This is a genomic window from Clostridioides sp. ES-W-0016-02, from assembly GCF_020641035.1.
Classification (GTDB): domain Bacteria; phylum Bacillota; class Clostridia; order Peptostreptococcales; family Peptostreptococcaceae; genus Clostridioides.
In genome coordinates, this window is sequence record NZ_CP061361.1 from 117,777 (window position 1) to 144,150 (window position 26,374).

Below are 26,374 nucleotides of genomic sequence, written 5' to 3' on the forward strand. Positions count from 1 at the left end.
AGCACACTTTTAAAAATTATTTTAAAATTTTGTTTACCCTCAGTGGATTACTGAATTTTAAGGAGGGTTTTGTCCATGATAGAAATAGAAAAGCCAAAAGTAGATATAGTTGAGCTTAGCGAAGACTATAGATATGGTAAGTTTGTTATAGAACCTCTAGAAAGAGGATATGGAATAACTATAGGTAACGCACTAAGAAGAATATTATTATCATCTTTACCAGGTGTAGCAGTAAATGCTATAAAAATAGATGGAGTTCTTCATGAATTCTCTACAATACCTGGTGTTAAAGAAGATGTTACAGAGATAATATTAACTTTAAAAGAGCTTTCAGCAACTATAGATGGTGAAGGAAGTAGAACACTTAAAATAGAGGCTCAAGGACCATGCTCTATCACAGGTTCAGATATAATCTGTCCTCCAGATGTTGAAATATTAAGCAAAGACTTAGCAATAGCTACATTAGATGATAATGCCAAGTTTAATATGGAAATATTTGTAGATAAAGGTAGAGGTTATGTTTCTGCTGAAGAAAATAAAACAGAGAATGTTCCAATAGGTGTTTTACCTGTGGATTCAATATATACTCCTGTTGAGAAAGTTAGTTATCATGTAGAAAACACAAGAGTTGGTCAAAAAACAGATTATGATAAATTAGTACTAGAAGTTTGGACTAATGGTAGTATAAACCCTCAAGAAGGTATATCATTAGCTGCAAAAGTATTAGTTGAGCATTTAAATCTATTTATAGACTTAACTGAACATGTAAGTAGTGTTGAAATCATGGTAGAAAAAGAAGAAGATCAAAAAGAAAAAGTTCTTGAAATGACTATAGAAGAATTAGATTTATCAGTTAGATCATACAACTGTTTAAAGAGAGCGGGAATTAATACAGTTGAAGAATTAGCTAATAAGTCTGAAGACGATATGATGAAGGTTAGAAACCTAGGTAAAAAGTCATTAGAAGAAGTAATACAAAAACTAGAGGAACTTGGGCTAGGATTAAAACCAAGTGAAGAATAGCGAGCAAAGGAGGGATAAGAATGGCTAAGTACCGTAAATTAGGACGTGAAACAGCTCACAGAAACCTTATGTTAAGAAACTTAGTAACTTGTTTACTAAGAAGTGGAAGAATAGAAACTACAGTAACTAGAGCTAAAGAAACTCGTAGAATGGCTGAAAAGATGATAACTCTTGCTAAAAGAGGAGATCTTCATGCTAGAAGACAAGTTTTAGCTTATGTTATGGATGAAACAGTAGTTAATAACTTATTCACAGATTTAGCTCCAAAATATGCTGAGAGAAATGGTGGATACACTAGAATAATAAAAATAGGGCCAAGAAAAGGCGATGCTGCTGAAATGGCTTTTATAGAATTAGTATAGTAAGGAAAGGATTAGGCTTGATGGCTTAATCTTTTTTTTATTTTTTTGACTAAGGTGTGATATAATAATGTGTAAAATGATTTTTATAAGTTATTGCTTACTAAAAGGAGTATGAATTAATGGATAATATAATAAAAGTAAACAATATTTCATTTGAGTATATTACAGATGAAGCAAAACTTAAAGCAATAGATAATTTAAGCTTAGATGTTAAAAAGGGAGAATTTGTTGCGATAATAGGACATAATGGTTCTGGCAAGTCTACTTTATCTAAAAACTTAAATGCTATTCTTATGCCTACAGAAGGAAATATTCTCATTGATGGAATGGACACCAAAGAAGAAGAAAGATTATGGGATATAAGGCAAACAGCAGGTATGGTATTTCAAAACCCAGATAATCAAATTGTTGCCACAATAGTAGAAGAAGATGTAGCTTTTGGTCCTGAAAACTTAGGTATAGAGCCAAAAGAGATAAGACGAATTGTAGAAGAGTCTTTAAAAAGTGTAGGTATGTATGATTTGAGAGGTAGACAACCGCATTTGTTATCAGGTGGCCAAAAACAGAGGGTTGCAATAGCAGGCATAATTGCCATGAGACCCAAGTGTATAATATTTGATGAAGCAACAGCGATGTTAGACCCATCTGGAAGAAAAGAAGTTATGAAAACAATAAAAAGGCTTAATAAAGAAGAAAATATAACTGTTTTACATATAACTCACTTTATGGAAGAAGCTGTAGAAGCTGATAGAGTTGTCGTTATGGAGAAAGGTAAGAAACTTTTAGAAGGGACTCCTAAAGAAGTATTTAGTAAAATAGAGATGTTAAAGGAAATCGGTTTAGATGTGCCTTGTATGACAGAGTTGTCTAGTTTATTAATAGAAGAAGGTATAAATATTAGTAGTGATATATTAACTGTGGATGAGATGGTGATGGAATTATGTCAATTATAGTAAAGAACTTAACACATATATATAATGAAGGGATGCCTTTTGCAAGTAAAGCACTTGATGATGTATCTTTTGAGATTAAAGATAGAGATTTTGTTGGACTTATAGGTCATACAGGTTCAGGAAAGTCTACATTGATACAACATCTAAATGGATTATTAAAACCTTCCTCAGGAGAGATTTTTATAAATGATTTTAACATAACAGATAAGAATTTAAACTTAACTGAGATAAGAAAAAGAGTAGGTGTTGTATTTCAATATCCAGAATATCAATTATTTGAAGAAACAATTGATAAGGATATAGCTTTTGGACCCGCTAATTTAGGTTTAGAAGAGGTTGAGATACATAATAGGGTAAAAGCATCGATGGAAGCTGTAGGACTTGACTATGAGGAATTTAAAGATAAATCTCCATTTGAATTATCAGGAGGTCAAAAGCGTAGAGTTGCAATAGCTGGAGTTATAGCAATGAACCCAGAAGTACTTATATTAGATGAACCAACTGCAGGTCTTGATCCTGGTGGAAGAGATGAAATTTTTAATTTAATAAAAAACTTACATGAAAAAAACAATATGACTATAATATTGTCATCACATAGTATGGATGATATGGCAAAGTTGGCACAAACGTTAATTGTTATGAATCATGGTAAAATAGAATTTATGGGTACTCCTAGAGATGTATTTAAATCGAATGCTATTAAATTAAAAGAAATTGGTTTAGATATTCCACAGGTTTTAGAGCTTGCATTGAAATTAAGAGAACAAGGTTTTGACATTAGTGAAGACATATTGACTTTAGAAGAAGCAAAACAGGAAATATTAAGAGTTGTGAGAGGGCGAGGATTATGTTAAAAGATATAACTATAGGGCAATACTACCCAACAAGTTCTGCTATTCATAAATTAGATCCAAGGATAAAACTTGTAGCAACAATTGTATTTATGGTATCTATATTTGTAGTAAATAAATTTTGGCCTTATATGATAGTTTTATTATGTTTATTAGGTATGATAAAGTTAGCTAATATACCTGTTAAGTATATTGTTAAGGGTGTAAAACCTCTTAAGTGGATTATTTTATTTACATTTATTATAAATATATTTTTCTTACCAGGTGATGAGATATGGTCATTTGGATTTTTAACAATAACAAGTCAAGGCTTGAGACAAGCAATTTTTATGGCAATAAGACTTATATTTTTAGTAATTGGGACATCATTACTTACTTTAACAACTTCACCAATAGAATTGACAGATGGTATAGAGCGATTATTGAATCCCTTTAAGAAAATTGGTTTACCAGTTCATGAGCTTGCAATGATGATGACAATTGCTTTGCGCTTTATTCCTACATTATTAGACGAAACAGATAAAATAATGAAGGCTCAAATGTCTAGAGGTGCAGACTTTGAAAGTAAAAATCTTATAAATAGAGCTAAAAATCTAGTACCTCTTTTAGTTCCACTATTTGTTAGTGCATTTAGAAGAGCTGATGAATTGGCTATGGCCATGGAAGCTAGATGTTATAGAGGTGGACACAATAGAACAAAAATGAGGGAGTCTGTTATAGTAAAAGCAGATTATATAGCATGTGTGTTTCAAGTTATTTATTTAGGATTAATCATAGCTACTAGATTTATAGCGATTTAATAGAAGCATATAGGTGAGGTAAAATATGAGAAATATAAAGATTACAATCCAATATGATGGTAGAAATTATTGTGGATGGCAGAAGCAACCAGATTCTCTAGGGATACAAGGTACAATTGAAAAGGCTATATATGAGATAATGAATGAAGAAGTTAAACTTATAGGCTCAGGTAGAACTGATTCAGGGGTTCATGCTCTTGCACAAACTGCAAATTTTAAAATTAGTTCAAGTATAAGTATAGAAAGTGTACCAATGGCACTAAATGCTAAATTACCAAAAGACATAGCAGTTATAGAAGCATGTGAAGTTAATGATGACTTTCATTCAAGATATAGTGCAAAAGGAAAAACATATAAATATTTAATATATAACAGTAAGTTTAGACACCCAATACTTAACAGCATATCATATCAAGTAAAGTATGAACTTGATTTTGAAAAAATGTGTATAGAATCAAAAAGTCTATTGGGTACACATGATTTTAAAGGTTTTATGAGTTCTGGTTCATCTGTAAAAGATACAATACGAACAATATATGATATAAATATAAAAAAAACAGATGATTTGATTACTTTAGAAATTAGTGGAGATGGGTTCTTATATAATATGGTGAGAATTATTGTTGGAACACTTGTTGATATAGGACGTGGTAGAATTAATGAATCATTTTTAGATATAATAGAATCTAAAAACAGATCAAGATGTGGACATACAGCTCCAGCACAAGGATTATTTCTTAAAAAAGTTCATTATTAACTTGACACACCAGGCTACATGTATTAAAATATATGAGAATGTGTTAATAAGTCCACTTGCCCCGGACTTGACATAAACGGTAAAAAATTTTTATGAAAAGTAGTTAAGGAGGGACAGTTATGAAAAGTTATATAGCTAAGCCAGCTGATGTACAAAGAAAATGGTACTTAGTTGATGCTGAAGGAAAAACATTAGGTCGTATAGCAACAGAAATTGCGACAGTATTGAGAGGTAAACATAAACCAACATTTACTCCTCACGTTGATGGTGGAGATTTTGTTGTTGTAGTAAATGCAGAAAAAGTAGTTTTAAGTGGAAAAAAATTAGATCAAAAATATTACAGATACCACACTGGTTATGTAGGTGGATTAAAAGAAATATCTTATAGAGATATGATGGATAAAAAACCAGAAGAAGTTATAGCACATGCTGTAAATGGTATGTTACCTAAAAACAAATTAAGAAGTAGAATGATGACTAGATTAAGAGTATTTGCAGGTGCTGAACACACTCATGCAGCTCAAAATCCAGAAGTTTTAAACTTTAAATAAGATTAATAGGTGAAAGGAGGAGTTTATAATGGCTAACGTTCAATATTATGGAACTGGAAGAAGAAAAAGTTCTGTTGCTAGAGTAAGACTAGTTGCAGGTGAAGGAAATATATTAGTAAATGGAAGAGCATTAGAAAATTATTTTAACTATGAAACATTAATAAGAGATGTTAAACAACCATTAGTTTTAACTGGTAATGAAAATAAATATGATGTTATAGTAAAAGTTGAAGGTGGAGGATTCACTGGACAAGCTGGAGCTATAAGACATGGTATATCTAGAGCTTTATTAAAAGCTGATTTAGATTTAAGACCTGCTTTAAAGAAAGAAGGTTTCTTAACTAGAGATGCTAGAATGAAGGAAAGAAAGAAATACGGATTAAAAGCAGCAAGAAGAGCTCCACAATTCTCAAAAAGATAATTATTTATCTTTTTGGAAAAGCAAAATCCTTTATTTTCTGTTATCCAGAAAATATGGAAGCATGTTGAAATGTTGGGTTTAAGTTAATGATTGATATACAATAAAATAATAAGATATCTTATTAGGATGTTTTTCTATTGAAAAACATCCTTTTTATTGTAATAAAAGATTATATGTTAAAGTTATTGAGATTATAGTTCTATTGAGAAATGGATAAAGAAATTTACAGTAAATATAATTAAAAATTTTACATTTTATAAGTAATAGAATTTAGGTTATTAAATAATATAATTCATAATGTAAATTGTCATAATTTATTATACCTGTTATACGATACTAATTAAAAATGGGAATTTAGAGTATATGTGAATATAGCATACTTATGTAATCATATATTAATATTAAAAAATAGAGATAGATAAATACTAAAGTGAAATTTAAATGTTTGTACTAATATTTGGAATATTATAGTGTTTTTATAAGTATACATATACAGGGTGATGTTGTGAGAAAGTACATAAAACATATAATTTTTAGTTTTGTTATGGTATGTCTAGTAATAGTATCAATATTTGAAGTGAAAAATATTTCTGAAGATGTTATTAAATATATGCCAATAACAAATAAAACAATAATTCTAGATGCTGGTCATGGAGGTATTGACCCAGGCGCATTAAACAAGGATAAGAGCACATCTGAGAAAGATATCAACTTAGCAATAACACTTAAGCTTAGAGAGCTTATAGAATCAAGTGGAGGTCTTGTAATATTAACTAGAGAAGATGACAGTAGCCTCTATAAAGAAGAAAATAATAAAACAACAAGACAAAAATATAATGAGAACTTGAAAAATAGAAAAGAAATAATCTCTAATTCCAATGCTAATATGTTTGTATCCATACATCTAAATGCATTCGAACAATCTAAATACTATGGAGCTCAGACATTTTATCCTAAAGATAAGCAAGATAGCAAGGAATTATCAAAGTGTATTCAAGAAGAACTTAAAAGAGTAGTAGATAAAACAAATAACAGAGAAGTTAAGCCACGAGATGACATATACCTTTTGAAAGAAAATAATATTCCATCAGTATTAATAGAATGTGGTTTTCTATCAAATGAAAAAGAATGTAAACTTTTGACAGATGAAACATATCAAGAAAAGATAGCATGGGCAATATACATAGGTATACAGAAATATCTAAGTTGAAATAATTATAAAAATAAGTCTAAATATGTAAATAGCTTGTATTGAGGTGTTTAAAAATGCACTAATATAAGCTATTTTTGTTTTGACAAAAAAATAATTAAAATAAAAGTTAAAAAAGCGTTGACTTGGAATAACATAGATGGTATTATATATGAGTGCCCAAAAGGAGCACAAAAATAAGACAAAAGAACTTTGAAAATTAAACAGTAGGTTAATTTATAAACAAGAAACAAACCATAAAGCCAGATATTTAGATAACAATAGTATCTGAGCCTGATAAACTTTTATTTGAGAGTTTGATCCTGGCTCAGGATGAACGCTGGCGGCGTGCCTAACACATGCAAGTTGAGCGATTTACTTCGGTAAAGAGCGGCGGACGGGTGAGTAACGCGTGGGTAACCTACCCTGTACACACGGATAACATACCGAAAGGTATGCTAATACGGGATAACATATTTGAGAGGCATCTCTTGAATATCAAAGGTGAGCCAGTACAGGATGGACCCGCGTCTGATTAGCTAGTTGGTAAGGTAACGGCTTACCAAGGCGACGATCAGTAGCCGACCTGAGAGGGTGATCGGCCACATTGGAACTGAGACACGGTCCAAACTCCTACGGGAGGCAGCAGTGGGGAATATTGCACAATGGGCGAAAGCCTGATGCAGCAACGCCGCGTGAGTGATGAAGGCCTTCGGGTCGTAAAACTCTGTCCTCAAGGAAGATAATGACGGTACTTGAGGAGGAAGCCCCGGCTAACTACGTGCCAGCAGCCGCGGTAATACGTAGGGGGCTAGCGTTATCCGGATTTACTGGGCGTAAAGGGTGCGTAGGCGGTCTTTCAAGTCAGGAGTGAAAGGCTACGGCTCAACCGTAGTAAGCTCTTGAAACTGGGAGACTTGAGTGCAGGAGAGGAGAGTGGAATTCCTAGTGTAGCGGTGAAATGCGTAGATATTAGGAGGAACACCAGTTGCGAAGGCGGCTCTCTGGACTGTAACTGACGCTGAGGCACGAAAGCGTGGGGAGCAAACAGGATTAGATACCCTGGTAGTCCACGCTGTAAACGATGAGTACTAGGTGTCGGGGGTTACCCCCCTCGGTGCCGCAGCTAACGCATTAAGTACTCCGCCTGGGAAGTACGCTCGCAAGAGTGAAACTCAAAGGAATTGACGGGGACCCGCACAAGTAGCGGAGCATGTGGTTTAATTCGAAGCAACGCGAAGAACCTTACCTAAGCTTGACATCCCAATGACATCTCCTTAATCGGAGAGTTCCCTTCGGGGACATTGGTGACAGGTGGTGCATGGTTGTCGTCAGCTCGTGTCGTGAGATGTTGGGTTAAGTCCCGCAACGAGCGCAACCCTTGTCTTTAGTTGCCATCATTAAGTTGGGCACTCTAGAGAGACTGCCAGGGATAACCTGGAGGAAGGTGGGGATGACGTCAAATCATCATGCCCCTTATGCTTAGGGCTACACACGTGCTACAATGGGTAGTACAGAGGGTTGCCAAGCCGTAAGGTGGAGCTAATCCCTTAAAGCTACTCTCAGTTCGGATTGTAGGCTGAAACTCGCCTACATGAAGCTGGAGTTACTAGTAATCGCAGATCAGAATGCTGCGGTGAATGCGTTCCCGGGTCTTGTACACACCGCCCGTCACACCACGGGAGTTGGAGACGCCCGAAGCCGATTATCTAACCTTTTGGAAGAAGTCGTCGAAGGTGGAATCAATAACTGGGGTGAAGTCGTAACAAGGTAGCCGTATCGGAAGGTGCGGCTGGATCACCTCCTTTCTAAGGAGAATTGCCTACTGTTTAATTTTGAAAGTTCTTTATGAACTTCATATTTGGGGGTGTAGCTCAGTTGGGAGAGCACTTGCCTTGCAAGCAAGGGGTCAGGAGTTCGACTCTCCTCATCTCCACCATTAAGAGTATATTACTTAAATCTTTGATTTATCTAGTAGCCTCTTACATGCACTTTTAGCTTATCTTTAGACAAGCTATGTGCGTTAGCACTTTAAGCAACAGAATAAACTGAACACATGTGAAGTTTGTTTGTTGGCGACGTGCGCTAGCACTTTAAGCAACGAGATTTATTCGTTGGCGCTGTGCGTTAGCACTTTGAAAACTGCATATATATATTTAGTGATATGACATCTAATTTGTAATATATAAAGTTGATAACTTTTAAAAATTATCGAAGTTGATAGCTTCTAATCTATCAAACCTTTTTAACTGGTCAAGTTATTAAGGGTGCAGGGCGGATGCCTTGGCACTAGGAGCCGATGAAGGACGCGATAAGCTGCGATAAGCTTCGGGGAGTTGCACGTAAACTTTGATCCGAAGATTTCCGAATGAGGAAACTCACTTAGAGTAATGTCTAAGTATCATTAAGTGAATACATAGCTTAATGAGGGGAACTCAGGGAACTGAAACATCTAAGTACCTGAAGGAAGAGAAAGAAATTCGATTCCGTAAGTAGCGGCGAGCGAACGCGGAATAGCCCAAACCAATAAAGTTTTCTTTATTGGGGTTGCGGACATATCTTAAACGAAGAGGTATCGTAATTGAAGAGGTTTGGAAAGACCCACCACAGAAGGTAATAGTCCTGTATGTCAAACGAGAAAACTTCAGATATGATCCAGAGTACCACGGGACACGTGAAACCCTGTGGGAAGCAGGAGGGACCACCCTCCAAGGCTAAATACTACCTAGTGACCGATAGCGTATAGTACCGTGAGGGAAAGGTGAAAAGAACCCCGGGAGGGGAGTGAAATAGAACCTGAAACCCTGCACTTACAAGCTGTGGAAGCACATTTCTTGTGTGACCGCGTACTTTTTGTAGAACGGGCCAACGAGTTACGTTAAGTAGCAAGGTTAAGCACTTAAGGTGTGGAGCCGTAGCGAAAGCGAGTTTTAACTGAGCGTTCAGTTACTTGACGTAGACCCGAAACCGGGCGACCTACCCATGAGCAGGATGAAGCGAAAGTAAAATTTCGTGGAGGTCCGAACCCACGAGCGTTGAAAAGCTCGGGGATGACTTGTGGGTAGCGGTGAAATTCCAATCGAGCCCGGAGATAGCTGGTTCTCCCCGAAATAGCTTTAGGGCTAGCCTCAAGGTGAGAGATACGGAGGTAGAGCACTGAATGTCCTAGGGGGTATTGCACCTACCGAAGACTATCAAACTCCGAATGCCGTCATCTTATACTTGGGAGTCAGACTGTGGGTGATAAGATTCATAGTCGAAAGGGCAACAGCCCAGATCGTCAGCTAAGGTCCCTAAATGTAAGTTAAGTGGTAAAGGATGTGGGATTGCACAGACAACCAGGATGTTGGCTTAGAAGCAGCCACTCATTCAAAGAGTGCGTAATAGCTCACTGGTCGAGTGATCCTGCGCCGAAGATTTCCGGGGCTAAAACTTACTACCGAAGCTACGGCATCAGTAATGATGGGTAGGGGAGCTTCCCATACGGGTTGAAGCATGACCGTAAGGACATGTGGACAGTATGGGAGTGAGAATGTTGGCATGAGTAGCGAGATGTGGGTGAGAATCCCACAGGCCGTAAACCCAAGGTTTCCAGGGGAAGGTTCGTCCGCCCTGGGTTAGTCGGGACCTAAGCTGAGGCCGAAAGGCGTAGGTGATGGACAACAGGTTGATATTCCTGTACTACCGATAACCGTTTGAGAGATGGGATGACACAGTAGGATAAGCTAAGCACACTGTTGGTTATGTGTGCCCAAGCATTGAGGCAGTCAGAGTAGGTAAATCCGCTTTGATAATGCTGGGATGTGATGGGGAGCGAAATTTAGTAGCGAAGTAGCTGATTTCACACTGTCAAGAAAAGTCTCTATCGAGGTTAAAGGTACCCGTACCGCAAACCGACACAGGTGGGTGAGGAGAGTATCCTAAGGCCCGCGAGAGAACTGTTGTTAAGGAACTCGGCAAAATGACCCCGTAACTTAGGGATAAGGGGTGCCACCATACGGTGGCCGCAGAGAATAGGCCCAAGCGACTGTTTACCAAAAACATAGGTTTCTGCTAAGTCGCAAGACGATGTATAGGAGCTGACGCCTGCCCGGTGCTGGAAGGTTAAGGGGATCTGTTAGAGTAATCGAAGCAGTGAACTTAAGCCCCAGTAAACGGCGGCCGTAACTATAACGGTCCTAAGGTAGCGAAATTCCTTGTCGGGTAAGTTCCGACCCGCACGAAAGGCGTAACGATTTGGGCACTGTCTCAACAACAGACTCGGTGAAATTGTAATTCCGGTGAAGATGCCGGATACCTGCGACAGGACGGAAAGACCCCATGGAGCTTTACTGTAGCTTGACATTGGGTCTTGGTACTACATGTACAGGATAGGTGGGAGGCTTTGAAACCAGGACGCCAGTTTTGGCGGAGCCATCCTTGGGATACCACCCTTGTAGTACTGGGACTCTAACCATAGGCCATGAATCTGGTCTTGGGACACTGTCAGGTGGGCAGTTTGACTGGGGCGGTCGCCTCCCAAAAGGTAACGGAGGCGCTCAAAGGTTCTCTCAGTACGGTCGGAAATCGTACGTAGAGTGTAAAGGCAAAAGAGAGCTTGATTGCAAGACATACAGGTCGAGCAAGGATGAAAATCGGACTTAGTGATCCGGTGGTTCTGCGTGGAAGGGCCATCGCTCAACGGATAAAAGCTACCCTGGGGATAACAGGCTTATCTCCCCCAAGAGTCCACATCGACGGGGAGGTTTGGCACCTCGATGTCGGCTCATCACATCCTGGGGCTGTAGTAGGTCCCAAGGGTTGGGCTGTTCGCCCATTAAAGTGGTACGCGAGCTGGGTTCAGAACGTCGTGAGACAGTTCGGTCCCTATCCGTCGCAGGCGTAGGAAATTTGAGGAGACCTGTCCTTAGTACGAGAGGACCGGGATGGACGTACCTCTGGTGTACCAGTTGTTCTGCCAAGGGCATGGCTGGGTAGCTATGTACGGAATGGATAAGCGCTGAAAGCATCTAAGCGCGAAGCCAACTTCAAGATAAGATTTCCCACCGCAAGGGTAAGACCCCAGAAAGACTATCTGGTTGATAGGTCGAAGGTGTAAGTGCAGCAATGTATTTAGCTTATCGATACTAATAGGTCGAGGACTTGACCAATATTATTTGATGTTCATTGACTAAAATATATATGTAGTTTTTAGAGTGTTAACTCTGAAAAAAAGTATGAAAAAAGTATTGACAAAAATAACAAAAAATGTTAATATTATACTTGTCCTAGCAACAAAAAAGAAATGTGGTTATAATAGCAGAGAAGATACACCTGTTCCCATTCCGAACACAGAAGTTAAGTTCTCTAGCGCTGATGGTACTTGGTGGGAAACTGCCTGGGAGAGTAGGACATAGCCACGTTAGATGTTCCAAGGTAGCTCAACGGTGGAGCAACCGGCTGTTAACCGGTAGGCTGTGGGTTCGAGCCCCACCCTTGGAGCCAATAAATGGCTCGTTGGTCAAGAGGTTAAGACACCGCCCTTTCACGGCGGTAACAGGGGTTCAATTCCCCTACGAGTCACCATTTGTGGGATCATAGCTCAGCTGGGAGAGCACCTGCCTTACAAGCAGGGGGTCGCAGGTTCGAGCCCTGCTGGTCCCACCATTTGCGGCCTGGTAGTTCAGTTGGTTAGAATGCCAGCCTGTCACGCTGGAGGTCGAGGGTTCGAACCCCTTCCAGGTCGCCAAAATAAAATATGAAAAATGCTGGTGTGGCTCAACGGTAGAGCAGCTGACTTGTAATCAGCAGGTTGTAGGTTCGATTCCTATCACCAGCTCCATGTAAAATTAATACGGAGGATTTCCCGAGCGGCCAAAGGGGGCAGACTGTAAATCTGTTGTCATCGACTTCGGTGGTTCGAATCCACCATCCTCCACCAATTAAATTAAATATGCGGGTGTAGCTCAATGGTAGAGTTCTGGCCTTCCAAGCCAGCTGTGAGGGTTCGATCCCCTTCACCCGCTCCAAAAAGCGTGGGTGCATAGCTCAGCTGGATAGAGCAACGCCCTTCTAAGGCGTGTGTCCGGGGTTCGAATCCCTGTGCGCTCACCACATATATATTGGGGATTAGCCAAGTCGGTAAGGCACATGACTTTGACTCATGTATGCGTAGGTTCGAGTCCTGCATCCCCAGCCAAATAAAAACATGGTCTATTAGCTCAGTCGGTAGAGCACCTGACTTTTAATCAGGGTGTCCCGCGTTCGAGTCGCGGATAGATCACCAATGGAGAGGTGTCCGAGTGGTTTAAGGAGCTGGTCTTGAAAACCAGTGACTTCGAAAGGGGCCGTGGGTTCGAATCCCACCCTCTCCGCCAAACTAAATAATAGGACTAAATTTGGAGAAGTACTCAAGTGGCTCAAGAGGATCCCCTGCTAAGGGATTAGGCTGGGTAACCGGTGCGAGGGTTCGAATCCCTCCTTCTCCGCCATTTAAAAAAACGAGGTGTAGCGCAGTTTGGTAGCGCACATGGTTTGGGACCATGGGGCCGGGGGTTCGAGTCCCTTCACCTCGACCAACCAGGACCTTTAGCTCAGTTGGTTAGAGCGCCCGGCTCATAACCGGTAGGTCTGGGGTTCGAGTCCCTGAAGGTCCATTATTCTTCATAGGGGTGTAGCTCAGTTGGTAGAGCGTCGGTCTCCAAAACCGTGCGCCGGGGGTTCGAGTCCCTCCACCCCTGCCAAATAAAAAGGACTTGAAAAAAAATGAGTTTTAGAGTAATATAAGATAGTAAATAATATTTCGAGGTGTAGCGCAGTTTGGTAGCGCACATGGTTTGGGACCATGGGGCCGGGGGTTCGAGTCCCTTCACCTCGACCAAGTAAGGGCCTATAGCTCAGGTGGTTAGAGCGCACGCCTGATAAGCGTGAGGTCGCTGGTTCGAGTCCAGCTAGGCCCACCATTTGCCCAGATAGCTCAGTCGGTAGAGCAGGGGACTGAAAATCCCCGTGTCGGTGGTTCGATTCCGCCTCTGGGCACCAGAAATACGGCGGTATAGCTTAGTTGGCTAGAGCGTTCGGTTCATACCCGAAAGGTCATAGGTTCGACTCCTATTACCGCTACCATCTAACTATATCAATAAAGAACTTTGAAAATTAAACAGTAGGTTAATTTATAAAACAAGAAACAAACCATAAAGCCAGATATTTAGATAACAATAGTATCTGAGCCTGATAAACTTTTATTTGAGAGTTTGATCCTGGCTCAGGATGAACGCTGGCGGCGTGCCTAACACATGCAAGTTGAGCGATTTACTTCGGTAAAGAGCGGCGGACGGGTGAGTAACGCGTGGGTAACCTACCCTGTACACACGGATAACATACCGAAAGGTATGCTAATACGGGATAACATATTTGAGAGGCATCTCTTGAATATCAAAGGTGAGCCAGTACAGGATGGACCCGCGTCTGATTAGCTAGTTGGTAAGGTAACGGCTTACCAAGGCGACGATCAGTAGCCGACCTGAGAGGGTGATCGGCCACATTGGAACTGAGACACGGTCCAAACTCCTACGGGAGGCAGCAGTGGGGAATATTGCACAATGGGCGAAAGCCTGATGCAGCAACGCCGCGTGAGTGATGAAGGCCTTCGGGTCGTAAAACTCTGTCCTCAAGGAAGATAATGACGGTACTTGAGGAGGAAGCCCCGGCTAACTACGTGCCAGCAGCCGCGGTAATACGTAGGGGGCTAGCGTTATCCGGATTTACTGGGCGTAAAGGGTGCGTAGGCGGTCTTTCAAGTCAGGAGTGAAAGGCTACGGCTCAACCGTAGTAAGCTCTTGAAACTGGGAGACTTGAGTGCAGGAGAGGAGAGTGGAATTCCTAGTGTAGCGGTGAAATGCGTAGATATTAGGAGGAACACCAGTTGCGAAGGCGGCTCTCTGGACTGTAACTGACGCTGAGGCACGAAAGCGTGGGGAGCAAACAGGATTAGATACCCTGGTAGTCCACGCTGTAAACGATGAGTACTAGGTGTCGGGGGTTACCCCCCTCGGTGCCGCAGCTAACGCATTAAGTACTCCGCCTGGGAAGTACGCTCGCAAGAGTGAAACTCAAAGGAATTGACGGGGACCCGCACAAGTAGCGGAGCATGTGGTTTAATTCGAAGCAACGCGAAGAACCTTACCTAAGCTTGACATCCCAATGACATCTCCTTAATCGGAGAGTTCCCTTCGGGGACATTGGTGACAGGTGGTGCATGGTTGTCGTCAGCTCGTGTCGTGAGATGTTGGGTTAAGTCCCGCAACGAGCGCAACCCTTGTCTTTAGTTGCCATCATTAAGTTGGGCACTCTAGAGAGACTGCCAGGGATAACCTGGAGGAAGGTGGGGATGACGTCAAATCATCATGCCCCTTATGCTTAGGGCTACACACGTGCTACAATGGGTAGTACAGAGGGTTGCCAAGCCGTAAGGTGGAGCTAATCCCTTAAAGCTACTCTCAGTTCGGATTGTAGGCTGAAACTCGCCTACATGAAGCTGGAGTTACTAGTAATCGCAGATCAGAATGCTGCGGTGAATGCGTTCCCGGGTCTTGTACACACCGCCCGTCACACCACGGGAGTTGGAGACGCCCGAAGCCGATTATCTAACCTTTTGGAAGAAGTCGTCGAAGGTGGAATCAATAACTGGGGTGAAGTCGTAACAAGGTAGCCGTATCGGAAGGTGCGGCTGGATCACCTCCTTTCTAAGGAGAATTGCCTACTGTTTAATTTTGAAAGTTCTTTATGAACTTCATATTTGGGGGTGTAGCTCAGTTGGGAGAGCACTTGCCTTGCAAGCAAGGGGTCAGGAGTTCGACTCTCCTCATCTCCACCATTAAGAGTATATTACTTAAATCTTTGATTTATCTAGTAGCCTCTTACATGCACTTTTAGCTTATCTTTAGACAAGCTATGTGCGTTAGCACTTTAAGCAACGAGATTTATTCGTTGGCGCTGTGCGTTAGCACTTTGAAAACTGCATATATATATTTAGTGATATGACATCTAATTTGTAATATATAAAGTTGATAACTTTTAAAAATTATCGAAGTTGATAGCTTCTAATCTATCAAACCTTTTTAACTGGTCAAGTTATTAAGGGTGCAGGGCGGATGCCTTGGCACTAGGAGCCGATGAAGGACGCGATAAGCTGCGATAAGCTTCGGGGAGTTGCACGTAAACTTTGATCCGAAGATTTCCGAATGAGGAAACTCACTTAGAGTAATGTCTAAGTATCATTAAGTGAATACATAGCTTAATGAGGGGAACTCAGGGAACTGAAACATCTAAGTACCTGAAGGAAGAGAAAGAAATTCGATTCCGTAAGTAGCGGCGAGCGAACGCGGAATAGCCCAAACCAATAAAGTTTTCTTTATTGGGGTTGCGGACATATCTTAAACGAAGAGGTATCGTAATTGAAGAGGTTTGGAAAGACCCACCACAGAAGGTAATAGTCCTGTATGTCAAACGAGAAAACTTCAGATATGATCCAGAGTACCACGGGACACGTGAAACCCTGTGGGAAGCAGGAGGGACCACCCTCCAAGGCTAAATACTACCTAGTGACCGATAGCGTATAGTACCGTGAGGGAAAGGTGAAAAGAACCCCGGGAGGGGAGTGAAATAGAACCTGAAACCCTGCACTTACAAGCTGTGGAAGCACATTTCTTGTGTGACCGCGTACTTTTTGTAGAACGGGCCAACGAGTTACGTTAAGTAGCAAGGTTAAGCACTTAAGGTGTGGAGCCGTAGCGAAAGCGAGTTTTAACTGAGCGTTCAGTTACTTGACGTAGACCCGAAACCGGGCGACCTACCCATGAGCAGGATGAAGCGAAAGTAAAATTTCGTGGAGGTCCGAACCCACGAGCGTTGAAAAGCTCGGGGATGACTTGTGGGTAGCGGTGAAATTCCAATCGAGCCCGGAGATAGCTGGTTCTCCCCGAAATAGCTTTAGGGCTAGCCTCAAGGTGAGAGATACGGAGGTAGAGCACTGAATGTCCTAGGGGGTATTGCACCTACCGAAGACTATCAAACTCCGAATGCCGTCATCTTATACTTGGGAGTCAGACTGTGGGTGATAAGATTCATAGTCGAAAGGGCAACAGCCCAGATCGTCAGCTAAGGTCCCTAAATGTAAGTTAAGTGGTAAAGGATGTGGGATTGCACAGACAACCAGGATGTTGGCTTAGAAGCAGCCACTCATTCAAAGAGTGCGTAATAGCTCACTGGTCGAGTGATCCTGCGCCGAAGATTTCCGGGGCTAAAACTTACTACCGAAGCTACGGCATCAGTAATGATGGGTAGGGGAGCTTCCCATACGGGTTGAAGCATGACCGTAAGGACATGTGGACAGTATGGGAGTGAGAATGTTGGCATGAGTAGCGAGATGTGGGTGAGAATCCCACAGGCCGTAAACCCAAGGTTTCCAGGGGAAGGTTCGTCCGCCCTGGGTTAGTCGGGACCTAAGCTGAGGCCGAAAGGCGTAGGTGATGGACAACAGGTTGATATTCCTGTACTACCGATAACCGTTTGAGAGATGGGATGACACAGTAGGATAAGCTAAGCACACTGTTGGTTATGTGTGCCCAAGCATTGAGGCAGTCAGAGTAGGTAAATCCGCTTTGATAATGCTGGGATGTGATGGGGAGCGAAATTTAGTAGCGAAGTAGCTGATTTCACACTGTCAAGAAAAGTCTCTATCGAGGTTAAAGGTACCCGTACCGCAAACCGACACAGGTGGGTGAGGAGAGTATCCTAAGGCCCGCGAGAGAACTGTTGTTAAGGAACTCGGCAAAATGACCCCGTAACTTAGGGATAAGGGGTGCCACCATACGGTGGCCGCAGAGAATAGGCCCAAGCGACTGTTTACCAAAAACATAGGTTTCTGCTAAGTCGCAAGACGATGTATAGGAGCTGACGCCTGCCCGGTGCTGGAAGGTTAAGGGGATCTGTTAGAGTAATCGAAGCAGTGAACTTAAGCCCCAGTAAACGGCGGCCGTAACTATAACGGTCCTAAGGTAGCGAAATTCCTTGTCGGGTAAGTTCCGACCCGCACGAAAGGCGTAACGATTTGGGCACTGTCTCAACAACAGACTCGGTGAAATTGTAATTCCGGTGAAGATGCCGGATACCTGCGACAGGACGGAAAGACCCCATGGAGCTTTACTGTAGCTTGACATTGGGTCTTGGTACTACATGTACAGGATAGGTGGGAGGCTTTGAAACCAGGACGCCAGTTTTGGCGGAGCCATCCTTGGGATACCACCCTTGTAGTACTGGGACTCTAACCATAGGCCATGAATCTGGTCTTGGGACACTGTCAGGTGGGCAGTTTGACTGGGGCGGTCGCCTCCCAAAAGGTAACGGAGGCGCTCAAAGGTTCTCTCAGTACGGTCGGAAATCGTACGTAGAGTGTAAAGGCAAAAGAGAGCTTGATTGCAAGACATACAGGTCGAGCAAGGATGAAAATCGGACTTAGTGATCCGGTGGTTCTGCGTGGAAGGGCCATCGCTCAACGGATAAAAGCTACCCTGGGGATAACAGGCTTATCTCCCCCAAGAGTCCACATCGACGGGGAGGTTTGGCACCTCGATGTCGGCTCATCACATCCTGGGGCTGTAGTAGGTCCCAAGGGTTGGGCTGTTCGCCCATTAAAGTGGTACGCGAGCTGGGTTCAGAACGTCGTGAGACAGTTCGGTCCCTATCCGTCGCAGGCGTAGGAAATTTGAGGAGACCTGTCCTTAGTACGAGAGGACCGGGATGGACGTACCTCTGGTGTACCAGTTGTTCTGCCAAGGGCATGGCTGGGTAGCTATGTACGGAATGGATAAGCGCTGAAAGCATCTAAGCGCGAAGCCAACTTCAAGATAAGATTTCCCACCGCAAGGGTAAGACCCCAGAAAGACTATCTGGTTGATAGGTCGAAGGTGTAAGTGCAGCAATGTATTTAGCTTATCGATACTAATAGGTCGAGGACTTGACCAATATTATTTGATGTTCATTGATTAAAATATATATGTAGTTTTTAGAGTGTTAACTCTAAAGAATCTAGTTTACTAGTTTCAATAACTTAATAGTAATATTAAGCATAAAGATTATGTGGTTACAATAGCAGAGAGGATACACCTGTTCCCATTCCGAACACAGAAGTTAAGCTCTCTAGCGCTGATGGTACTTGGTGGGAAACTGCCTGGGAGAGTAGGACGTAGCCACGTAATTTTTTTATTTGTTATATTGAGTTAAAATTTAAAATAAAATTCTAGCTTAATATAACAAATAAAATAAAAACCTATTGGTATGAAAATCAATAGGTTTTTATTTTATTTAAGTTTTTAATTACGATGTTAAATATATTATATAGATACACAATCTATTAATTTATCATCTAATATCTTATATTTAAAAATTGTTTGATTAAAATTATTATGCCATTATCTTAGATACAAATTCTTTTAATTTATCTAATCCAGCCAAGAAAGTATTCTCATTACAAGCATAAGATATACGAATATATTTATCCATACCAAATGCTATGCCAGGAACAACTGCTACATTGTATTCTTCTAAAAACTGATTACAAAATTCTATAGAAAAACTATCTTTATATTTAAAGTTTTCAGCTATCTTAGAAAGGTCTATAAAAGCATAAAACGCACCATCTGGATTTACGTAATCTACATTTTCGATAGAATCTAATTTAGATGTGATTAAATCTCTTCTAGATTTATATGTTTCCACCATATCATCTATATCAGTTGAACAATCTTTTAAGGCTCCATATGCTATGTATTGTGATGTTAAGCTTGGATGTGATATAAGATGTCCTTGTATGGAACTCATTGCTTTAGCTATGGTTTTATTAGAAGCAGTATAGCCTAATCTTAATCCAGTCATAGCAGCTGATTTAGAAAAACCATTTATAGTTATAGTTATATCTTTTGCTTCTTCGTTTAATGAAGCAACTGATGTGAAATTTCCAGTGTAACATATTTTTTCATATATTTCATCTGCCAAAATATATATTTTGTTCTGTATACACACTTTTACGATTTCAATTAGCTCATCTCTTGTATAGACACTACCAGTAGGATTTGAAGGATTATTTATTACAAGAATCTTTGTTTTGCTTGTTATAGATTTTTCAAGTTCTTCTTTTGTTAATTTGAATCCATTTTCTTTTCTGGTATCAATAAAAATTGGAACAGCATTAACTAATTTAACCATTTCAGGGTAACTAACCCAATATGGTTTTGGCAATAACACTTCATCTCCCTCATCTGTTAACGCTAGTAAAGTGTTTGTTATAGAATTTTTAGCTCCACTTGATATAACTATTTCATCTATTGAATATTTACAGTTATTTTCTTCAATAAGTTTTTTACAGATTTCTTCTCTAAGTATTTTCAATCCAGGAACTAAATCATATTTAGTACAATCTTTATTTAAAGAGTCAATTCCGTAAGATTTTGCAACATTAGGTACATTAAAATCAGGTTCTCCTATACTAAGGTTGATTACTTTAATTCCGTCACTTTCCATTTCTTTAACTTTTGAACTAATACCTATTGTATAGGATGGAGTTATAAAGTTTAGTCTTTTTGATAACATAAAATGCCCCCTTTTAAATTATTATTTATATTATACGACAAATTTGAAAAATGTACATAAGGAAATTTGTAGATATATACATTAATACATATGAAAATGAGTATTTTTTGCCTAAAATTAGTGTAAAAAAAAGAGAAAAAAGTTTTGACTTCCAAAGTTGTTACAAACGCTGATGTTCAAAATATCTACATAGTATTTGCAATGATTTGCGTTAGTTTGACTATTATGTACAAATTTGGTAATCTTAATATAGTAATTATTAAGATAATCCCTTTAACTTAGTTGAAGGGGATTTTTTTAGACTTAATATACTACATATAGTGGTATGTAGATTAATAAAATACAATATATAGTAATAGGGGGTTTTTTTAATTGGTTGAGTTTGTAAAAAAGAGAGATGGAAGAGTGATTCCATTTAATGAAGATAGAATAACAAGGGCTATATTTTTAGCAGCAACAAATGTTGCAGAAAGAGAAGGTATTGTACCTGATTATAAGTTATCTGAGCAACTAACTCAGGAAGTAATAAAGTTGATAAATCATAAATATTCTGAATCAGTTCCAAGTGTTGAAGACATACAAAATTCTGTAGTTAAGGTTCTTATAGAAACAGGTCATGCAAAAACTAGTGAAGAGTACATAGTATATAGAACTGAAAGAAGTAGAATAAGAAATTCAAAAACACGATTAATGAAGGCAATAGAAGAAATTACCTTTGAGGATGCAGAAGATGCTGATATAAAAAGAGAAAATGCAAATATCAATGGTAATACAGCTATGGGAACAATGTTACAATATGGAAGTACTGTATCCAAAGAATTTTGCAAGACTCATATATTAAAGCCAGAACATTCTTTCGCACATGATAATGGAGATATACATATACATGACATGGACTTTTTAAATATGGGGACATTAACTTGTTGCCAGATAGATGTTAAAAAACTATTTGAGGATGGTTTTTCAACTGGTCATGGTTTCTTAAGAGAACCACAAGATATAATGAGTTATGGAGCTCTAGCCGCAATTGCGATACAAAGTAATCAAAATGATCAACATGGAGGTCAAAGCATACCATTTTTCGATTATGGTTTGTCTGAAGGTGTGTATAAGACATTTAAAAAATTCTACATAGGAAACTTAGCTAAAGCATTAAAATTATTTAAAGGAATTGAAAATAATGAAGCAATAAAGGACATAGTATATAGAACAGAGAAAGAAACAAATAAAAAAGTTGGTCTTAAAAAAGATGAATTGTATTTAAACTCTGAAAAAGAAAAACTAAAAGAAATGTTTAATATTGATGAAGAACTTATAAAGAACATGCAAAACTTTGCATTTGAAGAGTCATATAAAGAAACTGATAAAAAAACATATCAATCTATGGAAGCATTTATACATAACTTAAATACAATGCATTCTAGAGCAGGTGCACAAGTACCATTTTCAAGTGTAAATTTTGGAACAGATATTTCAGAAGAAGGAAGAATGGTAACTAAGAATCTATTATTATCACAAGAAAGAGGTTTAGGTAATGGAGAGACCCCAATTTTCCCAATATTGATATTTAAAGTTAAAGAAGGTGTAAATTTAAATCCTGAAGATCCTAATTATGATTTATTTAAGTTATCATGCAGGGTATCAGCTAAAAGATTATTTCCTAACTTTAGCTTTTTAGATGCTCCTTTTAATGCTAAATATTATAAAGCAGGAGATCCAGATACAGAAGCTACATATATGGGTTGTAGAACAAGAGTACTTAGTAATGTATGTGGGCCAGAAACAGTTAGTGGCAGAGGAAATATATCTTTTACTACTGTCAATCTTCCAAGATTAGGTATAAAGCATGGAATTATAAAAAATGAGAAAACTAATTTAGATGAATTTTTTAAAGAACTAGATGAGAAAATAGACTTAATTATAGAACAATTATTAGAGCGTCTTGAAGTTCAAGGAAATAAAAAAATGAAAAACTTTCCGTTTTTAATGGGTCAAGGCGTATGGAAAGATTCTGATGATTTGGGCCCAGAAGATACATTAAAAGAAGTAATAAAGCAAGGAACATTGACTATTGGGTTTATAGGTTTAGCAGAATGCCTTATTGCTCTTACAGGTAAACATCATGGAGAAAGCAAGGAAGCTCAAGAATTAGGACTAAAAATAGTGTCATATATGAGACATAAAATGGATGAAGCTACAGACAAATATAAATTAAATTTCTCTTTAATGGGTACTCCAGCAGAAGGTCTTTCAGGAAGATTTACTAAAATAGATAAGAAAGTATATGGAGAAATTAAAGGTATTACAGATAAAGAGTATTATACTAATTCATTCCATGTTCCAGTTTATTATAATATAAGTGCATATGACAAAATTGAGATAGAAGCTCCATATCATGAATTTACTAATGCAGGTCATATAACATATGTAGAACTAGATGGAGATCCATCTGATAACTTAGAAGCTTTTGAAACTATCATAAAAGCAATGAAAGATTTGGGCATAGGATACGGAAGTATAAATCATCCTGTAGATAGAGATCCTATATGTGGTTTCTCGGGAGTAATAGCAAGTAATATATGTCCTGTATGTGGAAGAAATGAAGACGAAAGTGATATTAAATTTGAAAGAATCAGACGAATAACAGGATATTTAGTTGGTACAGTTGATAGATTTAATAATGCCAAAAAAGCGGAAGTTAAAGATAGGGTAAAACATAGATAGTTTTATTTGGAGGAATAAGTTATGAAGATAAGAATGTCATCTACTATAAGTCATGACAGTATAGTTGATGGACCAGGGTTAAGAATGGTAATATGGACTCAAGGATGTGTTCATAATTGTAAAGGATGTCATAATCCTCAAACACATAATTTATGTGGTGGATTTTATATGGATACAAAAGAAATTATAAATGAGATAAAGTCACTAAAATTACAAAAAGGTATTACACTATCAGGTGGAGAGCCATTTTTACAGCCAGAACCATTAGAAGAAATAGCAAAAGAAGCCAAAAAGACTGGCTTAGATGTATGGTCCTATACAGGATTTACATTTGAACAACTACTAGATAAAAAAAATAGTGCATATTTTAAAAACTTGAACCTATTAAAGCAGATTGATGTTTTAGTAGATGGAAGATTTGTAGATGAAAAAAAAGATATAAGTTTAAAATTTAGAGGTTCATCAAATCAAAGAATAATTGATGTTCAGAAGAGCTTAAAGTATAAAAAAGTATTTTTAATTGAGCAGTATATGAAGGATGATTTATCTATAGCAGAATAGAACATAAATAGACGAAAGTAAATGTAAAAACATATTTACTTTCGTCTATTTTTATGTAAAAAGTTTTTCTTTAACTATGTATTATATAAAATGTATTTATATTAGACTGACTATTGTAGCTTTTATAGCTTTAGTTTTATAATATATTAGTTTGTTTTGATTTATATTCTTTTAAAAGAAAGTTTTACAAATTGTTTAATTGATACTCGGCTATGAAACTAAAGTATTTAATTTGATTATGAAAGTTTTTAGTTAATATATAAATTTACAAAGTAAAGTAGTAAGGGGTTGATAAATACTTTAATAAAATTATATGCTCATGTACTATTATCACTACTAATATCATTATTAATGCTTTTGAGAGGAAATAATGCTGCTATTAAAGCAAGCATTTTCAACCAATGTTTTCAAGTTGTAAACATATTGTATCATATAGATAAATGGACTAATGAGAAGTGATTATACATATGGATTTATCTTTATTCAAAAAATAATAAATTATGTAATATGTGGATAAATATGTTTATAATGTGGATAATATTTAATGTAATAAGTTAAAACAATATGAATCAGTTGTTTATAATGTGGATAATATTATAATAGAGAGGTAAAGTGATAATTTAAAAATAAAAAAAGTAAAAAAAGTTGTTGACTCTAAAAGAAAAAGTTGGTATAGTAATACTTGTCCTCAAGAAAAGGACATAAACATAAAGAACTTTGAAAATTAAACAGTAGGTTAATTTATAAACAAGAAACAAACCATAAAGCCAGATATTTAGATAACAATAGTATCTGAGCCTGATAAACTTTTATTTGAGAGTTTGATCCTGGCTCAGGATGAACGCTGGCGGCGTGCCTAACACATGCAAGTTGAGCGATTTACTTCGGTAAAGAGCGGCGGACGGGTGAGTAACGCGTGGGTAACCTACCCTGTACACACGGATAACATACCGAAAGGTATGCTAATACGGGATAATATATTTGAGAGGCATCTCTTGAATATCAAAGGTGAGCCAGTACAGGATGGACCCGCGTCTGATTAGCTAGTTGGTAAGGTAACGGCTTACCAAGGCGACGATCAGTAGCCGACCTGAGAGGGTGATCGGCCACATTGGAACTGAGACACGGTCCAAACTCCTACGGGAGGCAGCAGTGGGGAATATTGCACAATGGGCGAAAGCCTGATGCAGCAACGCCGCGTGAGTGATGAAGGCCTTCGGGTCGTAAAACTCTGTCCTCAAGGAAGATAATGACGGTACTTGAGGAGGAAGCCCCGGCTAACTACGTGCCAGCAGCCGCGGTAATACGTAGGGGGCTAGCGTTATCCGGATTTACTGGGCGTAAAGGGTGCGTAGGCGGTCTTTCAAGTCAGGAGTGAAAGGCTACGGCTCAACCGTAGTAAGCTCTTGAAACTGGGAGACTTGAGTGCAGGAGAGGAGAGTGGAATTCCTAGTGTAGCGGTGAAATGCGTAGATATTAGGAGGAACACCAGTTGCGAAGGCGGCTCTCTGGACTGTAACTGACGCTGAGGCACGAAAGCGTGGGGAGCAAACAGGATTAGATACCCTGGTAGTCCACGCTGTAAACGATGAGTACTAGGTGTCGGGGGTTACCCCCCTCGGTGCCGCAGCTAACGCATTAAGTACTCCGCCTGGGAAGTACGCTCGCAAGAGTGAAACTCAAAGGAATTGACGGGGACCCGCACAAGTAGCGGAGCATGTGGTTTAATTCGAAGCAACGCGAAGAACCTTACCTAAGCTTGACATCCCAATGACATCTCCTTAATCGGAGAGTTCCCTTCGGGGACATTGGTGACAGGTGGTGCATGGTTGTCGTCAGCTCGTGTCGTGAGATGTTGGGTTAAGTCCCGCAACGAGCGCAACCCTTGTCTTTAGTTGCCATCATTAAGTTGGGCACTCTAGAGAGACTGCCAGGGATAACCTGGAGGAAGGTGGGGATGACGTCAAATCATCATGCCCCTTATGCTTAGGGCTACACACGTGCTACAATGGGTAGTACAGAGGGTTGCCAAGCCGTAAGGTGGAGCTAATCCCTTAAAGCTACTCTCAGTTCGGATTGTAGGCTGAAACTCGCCTACATGAAGCTGGAGTTACTAGTAATCGCAGATCAGAATGCTGCGGTGAATGCGTTCCCGGGTCTTGTACACACCGCCCGTCACACCACGGGAGTTGGAGACGCCCGAAGCCGATTATCTAACCTTTTGGAAGAAGTCGTCGAAGGTGGAATCAATAACTGGGGTGAAGTCGTAACAAGGTAGCCGTATCGGAAGGTGCGGCTGGATCACCTCCTTTCTAAGGAGAATTGCCTACTGTTTAATTTTGAAAGTTCTTTATGAACTTCATATTTGGGGGTGTAGCTCAGTTGGGAGAGCACTTGCCTTGCAAGCAAGGGGTCAGGAGTTCGACTCTCCTCATCTCCACCATTAAGAGTATATTACTTAAATCTTCGATTTATCTAGTAGCCTCTTACATGCACTTTTAGCTTATCTTTAGACAAGCTATGTGCGTTAGCACTTTAAGCAACGGAATAAACTGA

At 39.3% G+C, this 26,374-nt stretch carries 12 protein-coding genes, 22 tRNA genes and 7 rRNA genes; 40 read left to right on the top strand and 1 reads right to left on the bottom strand.

The window, feature by feature from the left end; all coding sequences use genetic code 11:
• Positions 1-75: 75 nt before the first annotated feature.
• The 36 genes from IC758_RS00800 (at position 76) to rrf (IC758_RS00975) (ending at position 19,140) form a co-directional block, all read left to right on the top strand.
• Positions 76-1,023 (top strand): DNA-directed RNA polymerase subunit alpha, encoded by a 948-nt coding sequence (locus IC758_RS00800; protein WP_227437003.1) that lies wholly within the window; start codon positions 76-78, stop codon positions 1,021-1,023.
• Between the two features lie 20 nt (positions 1,024-1,043).
• Positions 1,044-1,385 (top strand): 50S ribosomal protein L17, encoded by a 342-nt coding sequence (gene rplQ / locus IC758_RS00805; RefSeq protein WP_003421117.1) that lies wholly within the window; start codon positions 1,044-1,046, stop codon positions 1,383-1,385.
• 119 nt (positions 1,386-1,504) lie between these two features.
• Positions 1,505-2,338 (top strand): energy-coupling factor transporter ATPase, encoded by an 834-nt coding sequence (locus IC758_RS00810; protein ID WP_227825412.1) that lies wholly within the window; start codon positions 1,505-1,507, stop codon positions 2,336-2,338.
• On the top strand, positions 2,326-3,192 hold the full coding sequence (locus tag IC758_RS00815; RefSeq protein ID WP_227436999.1) for an energy-coupling factor transporter ATPase: 867 nt from the start codon (positions 2,326-2,328) through the stop codon (positions 3,190-3,192). The genes IC758_RS00810 and IC758_RS00815 overlap by 13 nt, the downstream gene beginning before the upstream one ends.
• On the top strand, positions 3,186-3,989 hold the full coding sequence (locus IC758_RS00820; protein ID WP_227436997.1) for an energy-coupling factor transporter transmembrane component T family protein: 804 nt from the start codon (positions 3,186-3,188) through the stop codon (positions 3,987-3,989). The genes IC758_RS00815 and IC758_RS00820 overlap by 7 nt, the downstream gene beginning before the upstream one ends.
• A 25-nt stretch (positions 3,990-4,014) precedes the next feature.
• Entirely contained in the window at positions 4,015-4,746 is a 732-nt protein-coding gene (truA, locus tag IC758_RS00825) for a tRNA pseudouridine(38-40) synthase TruA (protein WP_227436995.1), read from the top strand.
• 119 nt (positions 4,747-4,865) lie between these two features.
• Complete coding sequence (gene rplM, locus IC758_RS00830; protein ID WP_227436993.1) at positions 4,866-5,297, top strand: 50S ribosomal protein L13; 432 nt, start codon at positions 4,866-4,868, stop codon at positions 5,295-5,297.
• A 28-nt stretch (positions 5,298-5,325) separates the two neighbouring features.
• Positions 5,326-5,718 (top strand): 30S ribosomal protein S9, encoded by a 393-nt coding sequence (rpsI, locus tag IC758_RS00835; RefSeq protein ID WP_003421105.1) that lies wholly within the window; start codon positions 5,326-5,328, stop codon positions 5,716-5,718.
• Positions 5,719-6,223: 505 nt separating this feature from the next.
• The gene (gene cwlD, locus IC758_RS00840; protein WP_227436991.1) at positions 6,224-6,928 is read left to right on the top strand and encodes an N-acetylmuramoyl-L-alanine amidase CwlD; all 705 of its coding nucleotides are present in this window, start codon (positions 6,224-6,226) and stop codon (positions 6,926-6,928) included.
• A 284-nt stretch (positions 6,929-7,212) separates the two neighbouring features.
• Positions 7,213-8,715 (top strand): 16S ribosomal RNA (locus IC758_RS00845).
• Between the two features lie 55 nt (positions 8,716-8,770).
• Positions 8,771-8,846 (top strand) — tRNA-Ala (locus IC758_RS00850).
• Positions 8,847-9,158: 312 nt separating this feature from the next.
• Positions 9,159-12,057, top strand: a 23S ribosomal RNA gene (locus IC758_RS00855).
• Positions 12,058-12,192: 135 nt separating this feature from the next.
• A 5S ribosomal RNA gene (gene rrf, locus IC758_RS00860) occupies positions 12,193-12,309 on the top strand.
• Positions 12,310-12,316: 7 nt separating this feature from the next.
• Positions 12,317-12,391: transfer RNA gene (locus tag IC758_RS00865), tRNA-Asn, on the top strand.
• Positions 12,392-12,397: 6 nt separating this feature from the next.
• A tRNA-Glu gene (locus IC758_RS00870) sits at positions 12,398-12,472 on the top strand.
• Positions 12,473-12,477: 5 nt separating this feature from the next.
• Positions 12,478-12,553: transfer RNA gene (locus tag IC758_RS00875), tRNA-Val, on the top strand.
• Between the two features lie 5 nt (positions 12,554-12,558).
• Positions 12,559-12,635: transfer RNA gene (locus IC758_RS00880), tRNA-Asp, on the top strand.
• Positions 12,636-12,653: 18 nt separating this feature from the next.
• Positions 12,654-12,728 (top strand) — tRNA-Thr (locus IC758_RS00885).
• Positions 12,729-12,742: 14 nt separating this feature from the next.
• Positions 12,743-12,827 (top strand) — tRNA-Tyr (locus IC758_RS00890).
• Positions 12,828-12,841: 14 nt separating this feature from the next.
• Positions 12,842-12,915, top strand: a tRNA-Gly gene (locus tag IC758_RS00895).
• A gap of 8 nt (positions 12,916-12,923) precedes the next feature.
• Positions 12,924-13,000, top strand: a tRNA-Arg gene (locus tag IC758_RS00900).
• 9 nt (positions 13,001-13,009) lie between these two features.
• Positions 13,010-13,085, top strand: a tRNA-Gln gene (locus IC758_RS00905).
• A gap of 11 nt (positions 13,086-13,096) precedes the next feature.
• Positions 13,097-13,172: transfer RNA gene (locus tag IC758_RS00910), tRNA-Lys, on the top strand.
• 2 nt (positions 13,173-13,174) lie between these two features.
• Positions 13,175-13,263 (top strand) — tRNA-Ser (locus IC758_RS00915).
• Positions 13,264-13,286: 23 nt separating this feature from the next.
• Positions 13,287-13,377: transfer RNA gene (locus tag IC758_RS00920), tRNA-Ser, on the top strand.
• 10 nt (positions 13,378-13,387) lie between these two features.
• Positions 13,388-13,464 (top strand) — tRNA-Pro (locus IC758_RS00925).
• A 4-nt stretch (positions 13,465-13,468) separates the two neighbouring features.
• Positions 13,469-13,542: transfer RNA gene (locus tag IC758_RS00930), tRNA-Ile, on the top strand.
• 11 nt (positions 13,543-13,553) lie between these two features.
• Positions 13,554-13,629 (top strand) — tRNA-Trp (locus IC758_RS00935).
• A 60-nt stretch (positions 13,630-13,689) separates the two neighbouring features.
• Positions 13,690-13,766, top strand: a tRNA-Pro gene (locus tag IC758_RS00940).
• 5 nt (positions 13,767-13,771) lie between these two features.
• Positions 13,772-13,848, top strand: a tRNA-Ile gene (locus IC758_RS00945).
• A 3-nt stretch (positions 13,849-13,851) separates the two neighbouring features.
• A tRNA-Phe gene (locus tag IC758_RS00950) sits at positions 13,852-13,927 on the top strand.
• A 7-nt stretch (positions 13,928-13,934) separates the two neighbouring features.
• Positions 13,935-14,011, top strand: a tRNA-Met gene (locus IC758_RS00955).
• Between the two features lie 116 nt (positions 14,012-14,127).
• A 16S ribosomal RNA gene (locus IC758_RS00960) occupies positions 14,128-15,630 on the top strand.
• Positions 15,631-15,685: 55 nt separating this feature from the next.
• A tRNA-Ala gene (locus tag IC758_RS00965) sits at positions 15,686-15,761 on the top strand.
• Positions 15,762-16,011: 250 nt separating this feature from the next.
• Positions 16,012-18,910 (top strand): 23S ribosomal RNA (locus IC758_RS00970).
• A gap of 113 nt (positions 18,911-19,023) precedes the next feature.
• A 5S ribosomal RNA gene (rrf, locus tag IC758_RS00975) occupies positions 19,024-19,140 on the top strand.
• The 16S, 23S and 5S rRNA genes sit together here with 21 tRNA genes alongside, the layout of an rRNA operon.
• Positions 19,141-19,348: 208 nt before the next feature.
• Here the strand turns inward: rrf (IC758_RS00975) and IC758_RS00980 are convergent.
• Entirely contained in the window at positions 19,349-20,533 is a 1,185-nt protein-coding gene (locus tag IC758_RS00980; protein ID WP_227437648.1) for a pyridoxal phosphate-dependent aminotransferase, read from the bottom strand.
• A gap of 372 nt (positions 20,534-20,905) precedes the next feature.
• On the opposite strand from IC758_RS00980, the gene IC758_RS00985 reads away from it, so the two are divergent.
• The 4 genes from IC758_RS00985 (at position 20,906) to IC758_RS01000 (ending at position 26,261) form a co-directional block, all read left to right on the top strand.
• Positions 20,906-23,257 (top strand): anaerobic ribonucleoside triphosphate reductase, encoded by a 2,352-nt coding sequence (locus IC758_RS00985; RefSeq protein WP_227437646.1) that lies wholly within the window; start codon positions 20,906-20,908, stop codon positions 23,255-23,257.
• Positions 23,258-23,278: 21 nt separating this feature from the next.
• The gene (nrdG, locus tag IC758_RS00990; protein WP_227832019.1) at positions 23,279-23,818 is read left to right on the top strand and encodes an anaerobic ribonucleoside-triphosphate reductase activating protein; all 540 of its coding nucleotides are present in this window, start codon (positions 23,279-23,281) and stop codon (positions 23,816-23,818) included.
• Positions 23,819-24,627: 809 nt separating this feature from the next.
• Positions 24,628-26,130 (top strand): 16S ribosomal RNA (locus IC758_RS00995).
• A gap of 55 nt (positions 26,131-26,185) precedes the next feature.
• Positions 26,186-26,261 (top strand) — tRNA-Ala (locus tag IC758_RS01000).
• Positions 26,262-26,374 lie beyond the last annotated feature (113 nt).